Consider the following 15,604-nt stretch of genomic DNA (forward strand, 5'->3'; position numbering starts at 1 on the left):
CATCGGCTCCTACAGTTAATTACTCTAAAAGTATAACAAAAGGCTGTGCCAAAAGACAAGACCTTCAGCACAGCCCATTTTTAATACACACACCTTATGTTGTTGAACAGCTCCTATTAGCGGCGCTTGGTACGAAGCAGAGTCCAGATAAGGTTCTTGATGTCCTTATCCTTATCAATTTTAACCTGAACAGCCCGCTCATTGCCCAAGATGTTGAAGTTCTCAACCAGGAAGCAATAAATCAGCACGCCCAAAGAAATCAGACCAACACTGACAACAATTTCGCCAATGCCTGGGAAGTAAGAGCCGGATTCATACATGGAGGTAAATACGCAGTTCAGACGATTAAGGATAACACCCAGAACCGTGAGAACAGCATAGGTCAGCAATCCCGCCTTCTTCTTGCTTAACGGACTGATGATGATAACTATCGGGATAATGATGCCAAAGAGCATTTCCACGCAGTACATATTGCTCTGGAGAGTGCCCTGGAAAACATAACCCCACTCATGCTTTTCAAAGAGGTCATAGAGCTTCAGCAGGAGATAAGCACCCATTATGCTGGCACCGATTCTGGTCAGCTTCAGCATAATTCTGTGAGGAATCTCATGACCATAAGCGGTCTTGGCCAAAGTGGTCTCTATACAAACCATAGCCGAACCGATAAAGAAGGAGGACATGAGGAAGTACAGTGGCAGGAACTCACTCCACCACAATGGGAACATTCTCTCCCTCATAATAAGGAACAAGCCACCCAGTGAAGACTGATGCATTACCGGGAATATTAAGCCAATAACGACCAGAACCGGAATAGCCTTCACAATATAACGATGCAGCTTCTGTCGCAGAATACGCTCCGTTATTATCTCAAAAAATTCGAGGCTTAAAACTGTAGTATAAATGGAAATACACCAGAATACCTCAAAGAGTACCGAGGTATAGCCCCAGGATACGAATGGACGCCAGAAGTTAAACCACTGACCTATATCCAGGAACAAGCCGGCCATAACCAAAATATAACCCAGCAATGATGTAAGCAGGGCGCCGCGGGCCACTATCGTAAAGTCCTTATAGCGGAACATACTCACCAGCAGGGCTGTGGAGTAGCCACCACCGGCAAGGGCAACGCCGCACATTACATCAAAGGCAATCCACATGCCCCAAGGAGTCTCATCTGTCAGATTGGTTACATACTGGAAACCTGTCAGAAGCCTCAGGACAACTGCGACTACCATCAAAGCAACTAAACCTGTAAGAACAAAGCGGACTGGCGTTATGGTAAAGTCCCATCCTAAAATTCTAAAACACTTATATACCTTCATGGTCAGCCCTCCTTATCCTGATCGTCATCATACGGGGACTTATTATTTTTTTCCACCCGATGATTGTAATAAGCGAGGCCCGCCAAGAACAATGCCCAGCATGCCGCCAGGCCAGGTACCTTGGAGAGATAGCTCTCGGTGTAGCTGGTAACAGGCACGTTGCTGACTTCCTTGAAGCCCAAGTCCTCAAACGGAACATCGGAAATGTAAAGCCACTCTGCACCGCCTACCTCATGCTCACCATATACTTGATTGATATAACGGGCATCAGAATTAATAATCTCATGCGCCTTTTTAATCAGCTCATCCCTGTCACCGGACATAAGGGCACCGGTGGTGCAGGCCGATACGCAGGCCGGGGCGTCACCCTTGGCCACCCGTTCAGAGCACATCTGGCATTTTGATACCTGTGGGAACTGTTCATTCCACTGATATTTTGGAATGGAATATGGACAGGCCACAAGGCAGTAACGACAGCCTACACAGAGATCAGGATAATAAACTACTGCTCCCGTCTTTTCATCCTTCTGAATAGCCTTGGAGAAGCAGGCTGATGCACAGGCAGGCTCCTTGCAGTGGAGGCACTGCTTCTTTACAAATCTCAGCTTGTCCTCATTGCCGCCGTGGAACTCCTGAATAACGGTCCAACGGTTGTCATCCAGGTCCACATTACCATCTTCCTTAATATTTCTAGGCTTTGCCTTGAAATTCAGATTATTGTATCGCTTGCAGGCTACAGTACAGCCCTCGCAGCCAATGCATTTTGTAATATCTACTAATACAGCCATCTATACTCACCCCTCTCAATCAAACAACCGGCCGTGCCGATTGACAAAGGTTGTATGCAAGTATTTCTCAGCCTTTTCACTGAGAGGCTTGCCGAAGAAGTCCTTATAGACTGCCTGTATTTCTGCATTATCGTGGCTGCAACGCTTTGCGGAGCCTGTATCCTCCTTGTAAATAGCCTCGATACGCCGTTTCTTGGCTTCCACTGCATCCATGGTCTTTGGCTGACCGCCGCCACCAATGCAGCCACCAGGACAGGCCATAAATTCAATGAACTGCCACTTGCTGCTTCCAGCTGCCTTGATGCCATCAAGAAGCTGACGAACATTTTCCAGACCATGACAAACTGCAATATTAACAGAGCCAACACCAGGAATACTTGCCGTAGCTTCCTTCACAGCCTGCATTCCACGAACCGGCTTCCAGTCCAGCAGGCCTGCCGGCGGATTGGAGCCAGTAGCCAAATAATAAGCGGTACGAACTGCCGCCTCAGTAACACCGCCGGTAGCACCGAAGATACGGCCTGCACCGGTGGATTCACCCATAACAGAATCATAGTCCGACTCTGGTACAGTATTAAGGTCAATGCCCTTGTGCTTTAACAGAACCGCCAGCTCTCTGGTGGTCAGAACATAATCCATATCCCGCTGGTTGTCCACCTGAAGCTCCTCACGGGCCACCTCAAATTTCTTGGCGGTACAAGGCATAATGGACACATTCACAATGTTATCCGGATTAATTCCCATCTTCTGGGCGAAGAAGGACTTAATGGTAGCTCCCATCATATTCTGCGGAGATTTGCAGGTTGACAGGTTGTGCATCAGTTCCGGATAGAAATACTCACAGTATTTCACCCAGCCCGGACAGCAGGAAGTGAGATGAGGAATCTCATCCTTCTTCTTGGTAAGACGATGCACAAACTCCGAGGCCTCTTCCATAATAGTGAGATCTGCGGCAAAGCAGGTATCAAATACAGAATCAAAGCCGGCAGCCTTTAATGCTCCTGCCATTTTCCTGCCCACACCAGTCCCCTGAGGCATACCAAACTCCTCACCCAGGGAAACCTTGGTGGCTGGTGCAGTCTGCACCACTACATACTTGCTGTCATCATCCAGGGCATCCAAAACCTTACGGACATGACTCTTTTCCGTGATGGCTCCGGATGGACACTGCATAACGCACTGGCCACAGCCAACACAGGCTATCTCCTGCTTTAATGGCAATGGGTAATTGCCGTATACCCCCATTACATTTTTGCAGGCATCTACGCACTGGCCACACAAAATACACTTCTCATCATCACGCTCGATGGACGGATTGGCAGCGCTAATGGCCACGCGCCCCTTTAATTGTACAGGGAAATCGCCTTTCCCTTCATACTGGCTGGACACCCAGCCGTCGCCCCCGGAGGGTTTGCCCTTGCAACCGGCAGCCATTACCCCGAATCCCAGGACGCCTGAGCCGGCCACAACCTTTAAAAACTTGCGCCGAGACATCTTGTTACTCATACATATACTCCCCTAACGTCTACTACACAACACCATTTACACAATTGACACAAAATTCGTACAATAATACCTATTTATTATTTTACCACGGATTAATAAATATAGAAATATTTAGTTTTTATGCAATTATTAAATATAACTATAGATAAATTAAGGGATGGTCCCTACCATCCCTTTTATATTTAATATGTTATAGTTCACATAACAATTTTGTCCAAAATTCCCGTCAAGTGGGCAATGGTAACCCCATAATTTGTCATTGGCACGGCCATCTCCCTGGCCCGTTCGATTCTGGACAATACATAGCGGCGGTTAAACATACAGCCACCACATTGAATAATCAAATCATACTTAGTGAGCTCCTGCGGAAAATCCGTGCCACTAACCACATCGACCTGCAGCCCCTCCCCGAAGCGCTGCCGCAACAGCCGTGGTATTTTAACACGTCCAATATCCTCAGCCAAAGGAGCGTGGGTACAGCATTCTGCTATGAGCACCCGGGATTTTTCTGTGAGGCTGTCAATATGATGTGCACCCTCCACGTAATATTTTAAATCCCCCTTATAAGCTGCAAACAACACGGAAAAGGAGGTCAGCCTGCTTGCCGCCGGCTTATGCTCAAACACCAGCTTAAAGGCCTGGGAATCAGTAATAATAAGCTGCGGTGCTTCCTTCAGCCGGCTCAGGGTGAGCTCCAGCTTATCAGTGGTGGTTGATACCACTGTACATTTCCTGTCCAGCAGTTCCCGAATGGTCTGAACCTGAGGCAGGATAAGACGCCGCTTTGGAGCCTGAATATCCTGAGGCATAACCAGCAGCACCACATCATCTTCCTTGACCAGCTGGCCAGTGATAAATGCCTCGTCATAATCCTCGGGCATAACCTTGGACAGGGCCACCACAACCTTGTCCCGCTGCGTCTTTCTATCGGCTTTGTCACCATCACAGTCAACTGTCAGCAGGACGTCCTTGTTGGGATGTATTCTTCCCCCTATTTCCTTGTTCAAAGCATCGGTTGGTTCCTCTTCGCCAAAGGAATTAATCAAACACAATACTGCTATATTCTTGCCATGAAAATAATCCAACAGCTTGTATTCTTCAGAAAAATCCTTCTGCCCATTACCAGGAAATACCAACACTGCTATATCAGTCTTTTCCATGGCCAGCCTGGTCTTTTCCAGACGCTGGGCCCCCAGCACGCTATGGTCCTCAATGCCGGGGGTATCAATAATGACACAGGCTCCCAAGGGATGGATTTCCATGGCCTTATACACCGGATCCGTAGTGGTTCCGGCCACATCCGACACAATAGATGTGTTCTGACCGCTTATTAAATTAATCAGCGATGATTTGCCGCTGTTGGTCCGGCCAAAAATCCCGATATGGAGCCGATTGGCGTTTGGTGTTGAATTCAATTCTGCCATAATTAAAACCTAAAATCCCTCTGTCCATTACTAATATCGGCCAAGTGCTCTGCGGCAATTTTCCGCACCTTCTCGTTTGGAATTTTCTCCAGCTCCTTTTCAATCATGGCCAAGCCCTTTGACTTGGTATCGTCGCTGGCATAATCCTCCAGATACTCCTTCAGGGTCATGAGGGCATTTGGATGACAGCAATTGAGAATCTGCTTGTTCTTGCACAAAGTCATGAATCTGTCCCCGGTGCGGCCTTCACGATAGCAGGCGGTGCAGAAGCTAGGCACATAGCCCAGGGTAATCAGCCAATTTATAACCTCATCCAATGTCCGACGGTCACTGACATCAAACTGGGCAGAGTTGTCATCCTCAGGCTCCTCCTCATAATAACCGCCTACGCTGGTACGGGAGGCCCCGCTTATCTGGGAAACGCCCATAGCCAGAGCCTTTTCGCGGACAGCCTTTCCCTCACGGGTAGAGATAATCATACCGGTATAAGGCACGGCCACCCGAATAAGGGCAATGATCTTCTCAAACATTTCATCGCTGATACCATTATCAAAGGCCGATGGGTCAATATCATCCGCCTTTTTTACCCGTGGTACGCTGATGGTATGCGGACCGACTCCATGAGCCGCCTCCAGATGCTCTGCATGCATCAACAAAGCCGCAAACTCATAGCGATAGCTCTCCAAGCCAAAGAGTACCCCCAGACCCACATCGTCGATACCGCCTTCCATGGCCCGGTCCATGGCCTCGGTATGGTAGGCATAATCATGCTTTGGCCCCGTTGGATGAAGCTGCTCATAGGATTCCTTGTTGTAGGTTTCCTGGAACAATATATAAGTGCCGATGCCGGCTTCCTTCAGCTTGCGGTAGTTTTCCACCGTGGTAGCGGCAATATTTACATTTACCCGACGGATAGCACCGTTCTTGTGCTTGATGTTATATATGGTATTGATGGAATCCAGCACATATTCAATTGGATTATTAACCGGATCCTCACCCAGCTCAATAGCCAGACGCTTATGTCCCATATCCTGCAGGGCGATTACTTCCCGGCGGATTTCGTCCTGGGTCAGCTTTTTCCGGCTGATATGCTTATTTTTCATGTGATATGGACAGTACAGACAGCCATTAACACAATAATTGGACAGATATAAAGGGGCAAACAGCACGATACGGTTGCCATAATAATCCTCTTTGATCTGCTTGGCCAGCTCGTATACCTCCTGCAGCTTTTCCTCATTGTCACAGGCCAACAAGACCGATGCTTCCCGGTGGCTCAGCCCCTTGCCCAGCCTTGCCTTGGCAATAATGGCATCCACTACCTCCATATTGTCCTTGTTGTCGTCGGCATACTTCAGAGCAGCTCTGACCTCCTCATCAGCTATAAACTCCTCTGCCTTCATTGATTTAACGTCATACATTCTCATTCACCCACTTTATAATCTCCCCGGTCACAGACGATGCTGTAACCGATATTACCCACTCTCTTTTTCAGACACTCTATGCACTCAGCTGCTTCTTCCCCCGTGCAGATTTTCTTGTCATAAATTGCATATTTTTCACGAAACTCCCGTGGTGAAAGGTTTGGCATCACCACATTGGCACCGGCCTGCAAGCCCTTTTCCCGGCCTATAGGATCAATGGTTCCCAGGGCCGTAGTAGCCGGCAGCAAAACCCTTGGCAGCAAAAGTCGAATAATTGACAGTAAGGTAACCGTCATATCCACCGTCCCCGCTGCTTTATCACCCATAGGTGTGTCATGCTGAGGTATAAATGGACCAATCCCCACCATGTGAGGATTCAGCTCCCTTAAAAACTGCATATCCTCATACAGGGTGGCCACGCTTTGCCCCGGCGAGCCTACCATAAAGCCGGCTCCCACCTGATAACCGATGTCCTTTAAATTATACAGACATTCCTTACGGTTAGTCAGCGACATTTCACGGGGATGCAAGGTTTTATAATGTCCAGCATCAGCGGTTTCATGCCGCAGCAAATAGCGGTCAGCCCCGGCCTTGAAATAGGCTTCATAGCTCCCCCGGCTCTTTTCCCCTATGGACAAGGTAACAGCACAATCCGGATAGCTGGCTTTTATATCCCCTATGAGTTGACATATGCGGTCATCGGTATAGTATTCGTCCTCGCCCCCCTGAAGCACAAAGGTACGAAACCCCAATCTATATCCTTCTCCGCAGCACGCCAATATTCCTTCTTGACTTAGCCGATATCTTTCTATTATCTTGTTTCCACGGCGTATGCCACAATAATAACAGTTATTGCGGCAATAATTTGTAAACTCAATGAGCCCACGGATATACACATCCTTGCCGTAAATCCTTTCCCGCACAGCCACTGCCCGCTGCTTCAGATAATCAGCCTCATTTCCATCCAGAAGATATTGAAGCTGCTCAAGGGTAATATTCTGTTTTGCCTCAATTTCATCAACGATAGAAATAAAACCGCCCCCTAAATGTCGGAACTATCAGAAAAAGATATACACATTAAAAATACTACTCCTTTTTGTGCATATAATCAACGTATCTGCGCATTTTATACAGTAAAAAAGAGCGTTGCCAATATATGCCGCAACGCTCCCGCAAAATCAGTCCCAAACCTCAGCTATTTTTTCTGCCTGATATATGCCCCGTCTGTCACTATATGCCTTTATAGCTGTCCTATATTTTTCTTCACCTATGGACTCAGGGAAAACTACATTGAAATCCGTATCCAATGGATTATCCGTTATAGTTTCACTTTCCTCATCATCCCCGACTCGATCATACTTAGCCACCGCCAACAGACAACCCTTGGCAGTACCGCGGGCCAGGTTGCCCTTGTACGCCCATTTCTCTATAGAATAAGTGCCATCCTCGTGCTCTATTTTCCACCAGGAAACCAAGGCTTTTCCAGAATTTGGAAAATCCACGATGCTTGTACGGAAATTATCTATACTGTATACGTCACCCCTATGGGTAAACACCTTGCCCCAAATAGATGCCTCACCTGTATTTACACCAATATTTTCCGCTATAAATAACATCATTACTGCAACAACAATTCTACATAGTGCTGACCACTGACATCTGTTCATCACAATCACTCTCCGCAAATGTTTTTAATTTACAAATCCTAAAAGCATTATGAGGCTTTCACAAAAACGCAAAGCCTCATAATAAAATTCTTTTAATATATCATTCGCTATTATTCTCGGGTATAAAGTGGGTCTTTCTCGTTGTTTACATAGGATGCCGGCAAATCAGCATCAATCTGGTAATCTACCATGTGGTCACCGCAGAAGGTCTTGTCATTACAGTGCTTTACACAATGACGATAATTTTTACCAAAAACCTTCTCCATCCGTATTTCATCCTGACGTCTTGCACAGTATGGATTATCACAGACAGAATACTTACCAATTGGCATATTATCGAAGCTCTGAATCATAGCATCAATAATAGATCGACGCATAGCCTTACGCCAAGGAGGACCATCTCCAACAAATATTTTAATCGGCCAAGGCAATATATTATATTCTACACCACCAGAATATCCACGAGAATAATACTCGCCTCTTTCAATATATTTTCCAGTGTGTACATCAATTGCCCGCACCGAAAGCCTACAATCGGTCCAACGGCTTTGGCCAATAATCTTATCTTTCACCTGGGTTCTGATAGGCTTAATATTAAACATTATCAAATAATCATATCCACCTAACCCATCTTCCTCCAACTCTCTCGCAAAATTTACATATTCCTCTTTAGGAAGAGTAGATAAATGTCCGGAAAAATCATAAGAATTGCCATGTACAGCTGAATCAGGTCCATATGAATCGACAACATGCTCTGGACCATTGCTTGAACGATTATCCGTATGTGAAGTTTGCTTTATATGATATAAATCTTCCAATTTTTCATATTCTCTGGCCAATACATCATGAGCTTCAGTCAAAATGTACGTATCACCTGTATTTCTACGGCCCTGATGGAAATGCCCACCAACATTCTCTATTCTTTCCATAGGATAACGGGCACCAGGAAACTTAGTGTGAAGAATTCGACGGATATATCCCATAGTATCTTCATCCAACAATGCTTGATCATCACCAGTTACCAAATAACCTACCCTAACGCCATATTGTGGCTCGTACTGAAAATCAAAGTTTCTGGATTTATTTTCCATCTCCCGATGATATGCCACATCATTCCGGTCAACATTTACGGTGCTGGCGGCATCTGCCACATGAGACAGGCCCACCATCATCCCAGCACACATAAGAAAAGAAGCTATCCCTGCTGAAATATGATTTTTAAACATATCCCATTTCCTCCCATCAACTAAAACGTTTTAATGGTAAACAACATTTTATACAAGACCTTTACAAAATAAAAAAAGGCCGACACAATCCCTATGGGTATATATCTACCCATATAAATATTACCATAATATATCACCCATTACAAATAACCCGTAAAAATAATACAATGTATGATGATATATTGTAGTTTAATTTGGGTGATCGACATGAAAGAAATAGAATATGGGAGAATAAATATTAAACTGGGTGATATACTCCAAGAGCAAAATATCAGCATTAACAAGTTAGCATTCCGGGCCGAATTACAAAGGTCCCAGGTGCGGGGATATTGCAAAAACACGATACAGCGTATTGACACTGGTGTGCTTGCCAGGCTGTGCCACGCCCTTGATTGTGATGTATCCGACCTGATTGAATACATCCCCCCGGATAATGATTAAACATAATCGGCCAGCCGTATACAGGCTGGTTTTTTTATTGAAAAAACTTGACGGGTGCCTCACTTTAAGGGTACAAATTAGGAAACAGATTATTGTGTCTGAGACAGGATGAATTACTATGAAAGCTACAGACAAGAACACATTATCACGACGCAATTTTATAAAGCTGATGGCCGGAGCAGGAGTTATGCTGGCGGGCGGAGGTATCTTGGCCCTACGGAAAACCAGTATGGGACGAGACATAGAAAATCATGCCCGCAGTTTGCTGCATGATAAGCAGTCCCAATATCTCCGTCAGCTGATTACCACTGATAATGCCCACAGCCGCCGCATTATGTGGCAGGCGGCAGAGCCCATGAAGGAGCCGCTGATACGCCTGCGGCTAAAAAAGGACACAAAACGGGAAATGGTTTTCCCCGTACAGGATGATTCCTTCTTCGATGATGGTGAAAACCATATTCAGTATTCTGCCTTACTGGATAATCTTGCCCCGGACACAGCCTATGAATTTGCCATTGAAGACGGCAAGGAGCAAACCGATTGGTTCCCGGTGCAGACAGCCGATGCCACGAAAGACGATTTCACCATGCTGATTTTCACTGACTCCCAGTCCAGTGATTACAGTGACTGGCGCAATGTGGCCCAAAGTGCCATTAAACGCCATCCCGAAGCAGAGCTTTTTACCGACTTGGGAGACCTGGTGGATAACGGCGAGGACAGCAGCCAGTGGCGGGCCTGGTTCGGCTCTATTGAGGGTCTTATTGACAGAATTCCTTTTGTGCCGGTTATGGGCAATCATGAGTGCTACAACCGGGATTGGAAGGAACAGCTGCCCATGGCCTACCTCCATTACTTCAATGTGCCGGATAACCACAGCAACAGCTTTAACCGCTATTACTATTCCTTTGACTATGGGCAGGTGCATTTTACAGTTCTAAACACCATGGAGCGGGAGCTGAAAAATTTCAAGGACGGTTTAATGGAGGAACAGGTGGAATGGCTTCACAAAGACCTCAGTAGCACCAAGAAACCGTGGAAAATCGTCCTTATGCACCGGGATGTGCTGCAATACCGCATTGCCCGCCGGCCGGAGCGCAAGGAAGGAATTTCCGAAGAGGGCCAGCTCTTTATGCCTATCTTTGAACAATATGGGGTGGATATTGTATTGACGGGCCATCTCCACACCTACAGAAATCGGGGGCATATAGTGGGAGAAAGCCACAACGACAAGGGACCCCTTTATCTTTTATGTGGCCTTTCCGGCAATGTCCGCTATGACCGCCTTTGGACCAGCCATAGCCTGGATAAGGTTGTGGCACCACAGCCGGAAACCGACAACTACCTCACCATGAGGGTTGCCGGCAACAGCATTACCATCCGCTGCTTCCTGCCTGATGGCACCCAGCTGGATGAAATAAGCGTAACAAAATAAATCAGCACAAATAAAAAGCCGACTGGATAATAAACCAGTCGGCTTCACTTTTATCTGCTTATTTCTGCTTGCCCAGCTTGTAGGACTCTGCCAACAGCTGAATTGGGTGATATACCACCTGTGGCATCTTATTCTGTACGATACCGTCAGTTATATGCATGCGGCAGCTTGGGCAGCTGGCACAAACATAGTCCGCATTGGTGGCCTTGATATTTTCACACTTCCTGTCATTAATCTGACGGGACAGCTCGTAATGGGCCAGGCTGAAGGAACCACCGGAACCGCAGCAACGGTCATGCTCCTTCATTTCCACGAAATTCAGGCCAGGAATGGACTTAAGAATTTCACGAGGCTGCTCTGTTACATGAATACCACGCACCATGTGACATGGGTCATGCATGGTAACAGTCTTGTTGATAGCCCCCAGATTATCGGTCTTGTAGCCGGTTTCTACCAGGAACTGGCTGATTTCACGAACCTTGTCGGCAATAGCCTGAGCTCTGGCAGCCCAATCCGGCTCATCCTCCAGCCATTTTGGATAGTCAAGGAGTGCTTCCACACAGGAACCACAGGCACCTACAATATAGTCGCACTCATAACGCTCAAACACCTCAATATTGTGCTTGGCCATTTCGTTGGCCAGCTCAAAGGCACCGGATACGTGAACCGGAGTGCCGCAGCAGTGCTGAGCCCCCGGCAGAATTACCTCATGGCCATTTTCCTTCAAAACCTCAATAACTGCCTTGCCCATGTCAGTGTACATGAAGTTGATGGTACAGCCAGTAAAGAAAGCTACCTTGTACTTAGGATTGTCCACCTTGATTACCGGTGGGAACTCGGCCCGCAATGGAGTAGCAGCCAGTGGTGCCGTGGCCCGATTAGGGTCCATGCCCGGCATTGGCAGACGGGACAGAACTGCATTCTTATCCGGAATATCCTTAAAGGTCAGCCAGCCAAACATACCACCCATACGCAGTACTGTGTTAAACAGCGGACGGTTGGACAGGAGGCTGAATACAGTCTTCTTTATAGGGTTAAGCCCCCGGGCCTTAATGGTGGCGTGACGGCCGCGAAGTATCAATTCATCAGCCTTTACACCGCAAGGACAGTTGGCAGCGCAGGTCTTACAGGTCAGACACTGGGCCATCATGCCATCAAATTCCTTGGTAATCTCCAGCTTGCCGCTGAGAATGGCCTGCATAAGGGAAATCTTGCCTCGGGCAACGGAGAACTCCTTGCGGGTTTCCCGATAAATCGGACAGCCCGCCTGACAGTTACCGCATTTCATGCAGTTGGCCAGGGCATCGTCTATATCCTTCAGCAATGTGGCATCATGCTTGTTAATTTCCTCTGCTGTGATTTCATTAGCCATATTAACACTCTCCTATCAGCTTGCCAGGGTTCAAAATCAGATTAGGATCAAGAGCCCGCTTGATAGCCTTCATGGCGTTCATACCTTCCTTGCCGTGCTGGAGTTCCATCCAAGGCAGCTTGCCCAGGCCGATACCATGCTCACCGGAAAGGGTACCGCCCAATTCAACTGCACCACGGAAAATCACATCCATAGCCTTGTGAACCCGCTCCATTTCCTCCTTGTCACGAAGATCACAAACAATAGTAGGATGCATATTGCCATCACCGGCATGGCCGAAGGTACCAATAGTTACATTGTAATCCTTGGCAGCCTTTGTAACGATATTCAGGAAGGCCGTCAGCTTGCTTCTTGGCACGGTGGCATCCTCCACGAAGGTAGTAGGGCGGAGCTTTGCCAGACAAGGCAAGGCCATACGGCGTGCAGTCCAAAGCTGCTCCTTGTGCTCCGGAGACTTGGCCAGAGTAACCTCAGCCGCATTGTTCTTCTTCAATACTTCCAGAACCTTTTCCTTTTCGTCGGCAACAATGACAGGATGACCATCAACCTCCAGAAGAAGAATAGCCGCTGCATCAGTTGGCAGACCTACATGCATAAAGTCTTCTACTGTACGGATGGAGGCATTATCCAAAATCTCCATGGTAGCCGGAATAATCTTGGCCGCAATAATATCAGATACGGCATTGCCCGCATCCTCCAGAGTGTTAAATACGGCAATCATGCTGGCCTGAGCCTCAGGCTTTGGTACCAGCTTCAGATAAGCTTTCGTAACAATACCCAAAGTGCCCTCAGAGCCTGTGAACAGCTTGGTCATGTCATAGCCGGATACATCCTTTACGTTCTTGCCGCCGGTGTGAATAATATCGCCGTTGGCCAGAACAACCTCCAGCCCCTGAACATAGTTCTTGGTGATGCCATACTTCAAGCCACGGAGACCGCCGGAATTTTCACAGATGGTGCCACCCAGACTGGCAGTCTTAACAGTACCAGGATCCGGTGGATAAATAAGACCATGTGGTGCCACATAATCATTAATATCCTGTACCACAACACCAACCTCAACCTCAGCAATAAGATTCTCCAAATCCAGATCAATAATCTTGTTGAAGCGAAGCATCAGCAGCACAATACCGCCCTTCAGCGGTGCAGTCCCTGCAGACAGATTGGTGCCGGAGCCTCTAGGATAAACCGGAATCTTGTGCTCGTTGGCAAACTTCATAATGGCGGAAACTTCCTGAACATTGCCAGGTGATACTACTACATCAGGCATATAAATATGACCAGGTGTTGCATCATAAGAATACGCGTAAAGGGCTTCTTTAGAATGAAGAACATTTTCATCCCCAACAATCTTCTTCATCTCGGCAATTAATTGATCCTTTTCCATACTTACTCTCCTTTAATATAAATCAAAAATAAACCGATAATGTCCTACTTTAAATTTGTTCGACAAATCTGAATATAATCCTTCTTTTGAAAATAAAAAAAGAGCCCATATTTTTAATAAAGCCATAAATATACAGCAAAATAAAGGGCTCACGCCATAAAAAAATCTTATGACGTGAACCCAAAATTTTCAGATTATGTCTGACGATTAGATAATAAATTTTCCCACGAAAAATAATTATTATCGCATAGTGACCCCATCCTTATCGACAACGGCATACACCAGCTTCGATTTTTCCGGTGCCTGCTGACTATAGCTTAAAGCCTCATAATATCGTTTAACTGCCGGAGAAAGCAACTCTTCCCTGGAGGTATAGAATTTGGCCAATACATCTCCAATATTCACCTTGTCTCCGGTTTTTTTGCATATTGTTATGCCGGCCGTAGGGTCAATAATGCTGTCCAGGGTCTCCCTGCCAGCCCCCAGCATGGTGGATGCTATGCCAATGGACTCAGTATCCATTGCCGAAATATATCCCTCTCTGTCTGACTTGACCTCATAGCAAACTGCGGCTCTGGTAAATTCCTCAGGATTGTCAAATACGGAGATATCTCCTCCCTGTGCCTGTACCATTTCCTTAAATTTGTCCATGGCCTCGCCGTTCTCTATTGCTTTTCTTACCATGGCAATACATTCCGGCCTGTCTCCCTTGCCGGCCATCATCAGCAGGGTAGCAGATAATTCTTCACACTCCAGTGTCAAATCAGCCGGCCCCCTGCCATTTAATACATCTACTACTTCCTTGACCTCCAGGGCATTACCGATATTTTCCCCCAATGGTATATCCATATTGGTAACATAAGCCATGGTTCGTTTACCATTATGCTCACCGATCGCAACCATTTTTTGAGCCAAGGTAACTGCATCGGATACATTCTTCATAAATGCTCCACTGCCGCATTTTACATCAAGCAGAATGCAATCAGCCCCCGCAGCCAGCTTTTTGCTCATAATCGATGATGCAATAAGAGGAATACTTGGCACACTTCCCGTTACATCCCGCAGGGCATAAAGCTTTTTATCGGCCGGTGCCAAATTACCGCTCTGGCCAATGACGCTGACTCCTATCTTATTCACTTGATTAAAAAAGGACTCCTTGTCCAGTACGGTATTATATCCCGGTATGGATTCCAGCTTGTCCACTGTTCCACCGGTATGCCCCAGTCCCCGGCCACTCATTTTGGCCATTTTCACACCACAGGAGGCCACAATAGGCGCCACAGCCATAGTGGTTTTATCCCCAACGCCTCCCGTAGAGTGCTTGTCCACCTTTATGCCGTTAATAGGAGATAGATCAATCATGTCACCGGAATGAGCCATGGCCATGGTGAAATCTGCCAACTCCCGGTCCTCCATCCCCTGAAAATAAATTGCCATCAAAAGGGCTGAGGTCTGATAATCCGGTATGGAACCATCAACGCACCCATCAATAAAGTATTGTATTTCTTCCTTGCTTAAACTGGCGCCATCCCTTTTTTTACTTATAACATCAACCATTCGAAAATGCTTTACATTTGGCATATAGCTTATCCCTCTCAAATCAGACTCATTACCT

At 46.7% G+C, this 15,604-nt stretch carries 13 protein-coding genes; 2 read left to right on the plus strand and 11 right to left on the minus strand.

Features of this window, described 5'->3' with window-relative positions; translation table 11 throughout:
* Positions 1–116: 116 nt before the first annotated feature.
* The 8 genes from nrfD to D081_RS00590 all read right to left on the minus strand — a co-directional run bounded on the left by nrfD (position 117) and on the right by D081_RS00590 (position 9,357).
* Positions 117–1,322: an NrfD/PsrC family molybdoenzyme membrane anchor subunit gene (gene nrfD / locus D081_RS00555; RefSeq protein ID WP_085022193.1), complete on the minus strand. Its 1,206-nt coding sequence runs from the start codon at positions 1,320–1,322 to the stop codon at positions 117–119.
* A gap of 2 nt (positions 1,323–1,324) precedes the next feature.
* A complete protein-coding gene (locus tag D081_RS00560; RefSeq protein ID WP_085022194.1) occupies positions 1,325–2,110 on the minus strand; it encodes a 4Fe-4S dicluster domain-containing protein in 786 nt (261 codons plus the stop codon).
* Between the two features lie 15 nt (positions 2,111–2,125).
* Entirely contained in the window at positions 2,126–3,616 is a 1,491-nt protein-coding gene (locus tag D081_RS00565) for a [FeFe] hydrogenase, group A (RefSeq protein ID WP_085022195.1), read from the minus strand.
* 197 nt (positions 3,617–3,813) lie between these two features.
* Positions 3,814–5,040 carry a [FeFe] hydrogenase H-cluster maturation GTPase HydF gene (hydF, locus tag D081_RS00570; protein WP_085022196.1) on the minus strand — a complete coding sequence of 409 codons (1,227 nt, stop codon included), beginning with the start codon at positions 5,038–5,040 and terminating at the stop codon, positions 3,814–3,816.
* 2 nt (positions 5,041–5,042) lie between these two features.
* A complete protein-coding gene (gene hydG, locus D081_RS00575; protein ID WP_085022197.1) occupies positions 5,043–6,461 on the minus strand; it encodes a [FeFe] hydrogenase H-cluster radical SAM maturase HydG in 1,419 nt (472 codons plus the stop codon).
* 2 nt (positions 6,462–6,463) lie between these two features.
* Entirely contained in the window at positions 6,464–7,495 is a 1,032-nt protein-coding gene (gene hydE / locus D081_RS00580; protein WP_085022198.1) for a [FeFe] hydrogenase H-cluster radical SAM maturase HydE, read from the minus strand.
* Between the two features lie 147 nt (positions 7,496–7,642).
* Positions 7,643–8,131 (minus strand): hypothetical protein, encoded by a 489-nt coding sequence (locus D081_RS00585; RefSeq protein WP_143272051.1) that lies wholly within the window; start codon positions 8,129–8,131, stop codon positions 7,643–7,645.
* Between the two features lie 110 nt (positions 8,132–8,241).
* Entirely contained in the window at positions 8,242–9,357 is a 1,116-nt protein-coding gene (locus D081_RS00590) for a hypothetical protein (RefSeq protein ID WP_085022200.1), read from the minus strand.
* 207 nt (positions 9,358–9,564) lie between these two features.
* Here D081_RS00590 and D081_RS00595 point away from each other — a divergent pair, with 207 nt between their 5' ends.
* Positions 9,565–9,798, plus strand: a complete 234-nt coding sequence (locus D081_RS00595) for a helix-turn-helix transcriptional regulator (RefSeq protein WP_198941924.1) — start codon at positions 9,565–9,567, stop codon at positions 9,796–9,798.
* Between the two features lie 118 nt (positions 9,799–9,916).
* Positions 9,917–11,230, plus strand: coding sequence for a metallophosphoesterase family protein (locus D081_RS00600; RefSeq protein ID WP_085022201.1), 1,314 nt, complete (start codon positions 9,917–9,919; stop codon positions 11,228–11,230).
* 58 nt (positions 11,231–11,288) lie between these two features.
* Here the strand turns inward: D081_RS00600 and D081_RS00605 are convergent, their stop codons facing one another.
* From D081_RS00605 to D081_RS00615, 3 genes are all read right to left on the minus strand, one after another.
* Complete coding sequence (locus D081_RS00605; protein WP_085022202.1) at positions 11,289–12,602, minus strand: (Fe-S)-binding protein; 1,314 nt, start codon at positions 12,600–12,602, stop codon at positions 11,289–11,291.
* Between the two features lies 1 nt (position 12,603).
* A complete protein-coding gene (locus D081_RS00610; RefSeq protein WP_085022203.1) occupies positions 12,604–13,989 on the minus strand; it encodes an FAD-binding oxidoreductase in 1,386 nt (461 codons plus the stop codon).
* Between the two features lie 240 nt (positions 13,990–14,229).
* A complete protein-coding gene (locus tag D081_RS00615) occupies positions 14,230–15,570 on the minus strand; it encodes a pyrimidine-nucleoside phosphorylase (protein WP_198941925.1) in 1,341 nt (446 codons plus the stop codon).
* Positions 15,571–15,604 lie beyond the last annotated feature (34 nt).

The sequence above is a fragment of the Anaerovibrio sp. JC8 genome (assembly GCF_002100115.1).
Taxonomy (GTDB): domain Bacteria; phylum Bacillota; class Negativicutes; order Selenomonadales; family Selenomonadaceae; genus Anaerovibrio.

What these genes read in the sequence shown, in the direction of transcription:
- nrfD (WP_085022193.1), bottom strand. Translation starts at nt 1,322, where the DNA reads ATGAAGGTATATAAGTGTTTTAGAATTTTAGGATGGGACTTTACCATA.
- D081_RS00560 (WP_085022194.1), bottom strand. Translation starts at nt 2,110, where the DNA reads ATGGCTGTATTAGTAGATATTACAAAATGCATTGGCTGCGAGGGCTGT.
- D081_RS00565 (WP_085022195.1), bottom strand. Translation starts at nt 3,616, where the DNA reads ATGAGTAACAAGATGTCTCGGCGCAAGTTTTTAAAGGTTGTGGCCGGC.
- hydF (WP_085022196.1), bottom strand. Translation starts at nt 5,040, where the DNA reads ATGGCAGAATTGAATTCAACACCAAACGCCAATCGGCTCCATATCGGG.
- hydG (WP_085022197.1), bottom strand. Translation starts at nt 6,461, where the DNA reads ATGTATGACGTTAAATCAATGAAGGCAGAGGAGTTTATAGCTGATGAG.
- D081_RS00585 (WP_143272051.1), bottom strand. Translation starts at nt 8,131, where the DNA reads ATGAACAGATGTCAGTGGTCAGCACTATGTAGAATTGTTGTTGCAGTA.
- D081_RS00590 (WP_085022200.1), bottom strand. Translation starts at nt 9,357, where the DNA reads ATGTTTAAAAATCATATTTCAGCAGGGATAGCTTCTTTTCTTATGTGT.
- D081_RS00595 (WP_198941924.1), top strand. Translation starts at nt 9,565, where the DNA reads ATGAAAGAAATAGAATATGGGAGAATAAATATTAAACTGGGTGATATA.
- D081_RS00600 (WP_085022201.1), top strand. Translation starts at nt 9,917, where the DNA reads ATGAAAGCTACAGACAAGAACACATTATCACGACGCAATTTTATAAAG.
- D081_RS00605 (WP_085022202.1), bottom strand. Translation starts at nt 12,602, where the DNA reads ATGGCTAATGAAATCACAGCAGAGGAAATTAACAAGCATGATGCCACA.
- D081_RS00610 (WP_085022203.1), bottom strand. Translation starts at nt 13,989, where the DNA reads ATGGAAAAGGATCAATTAATTGCCGAGATGAAGAAGATTGTTGGGGAT.
- D081_RS00615 (WP_198941925.1), bottom strand. Translation starts at nt 15,570, where the DNA reads ATGCCAAATGTAAAGCATTTTCGAATGGTTGATGTTATAAGTAAAAAA.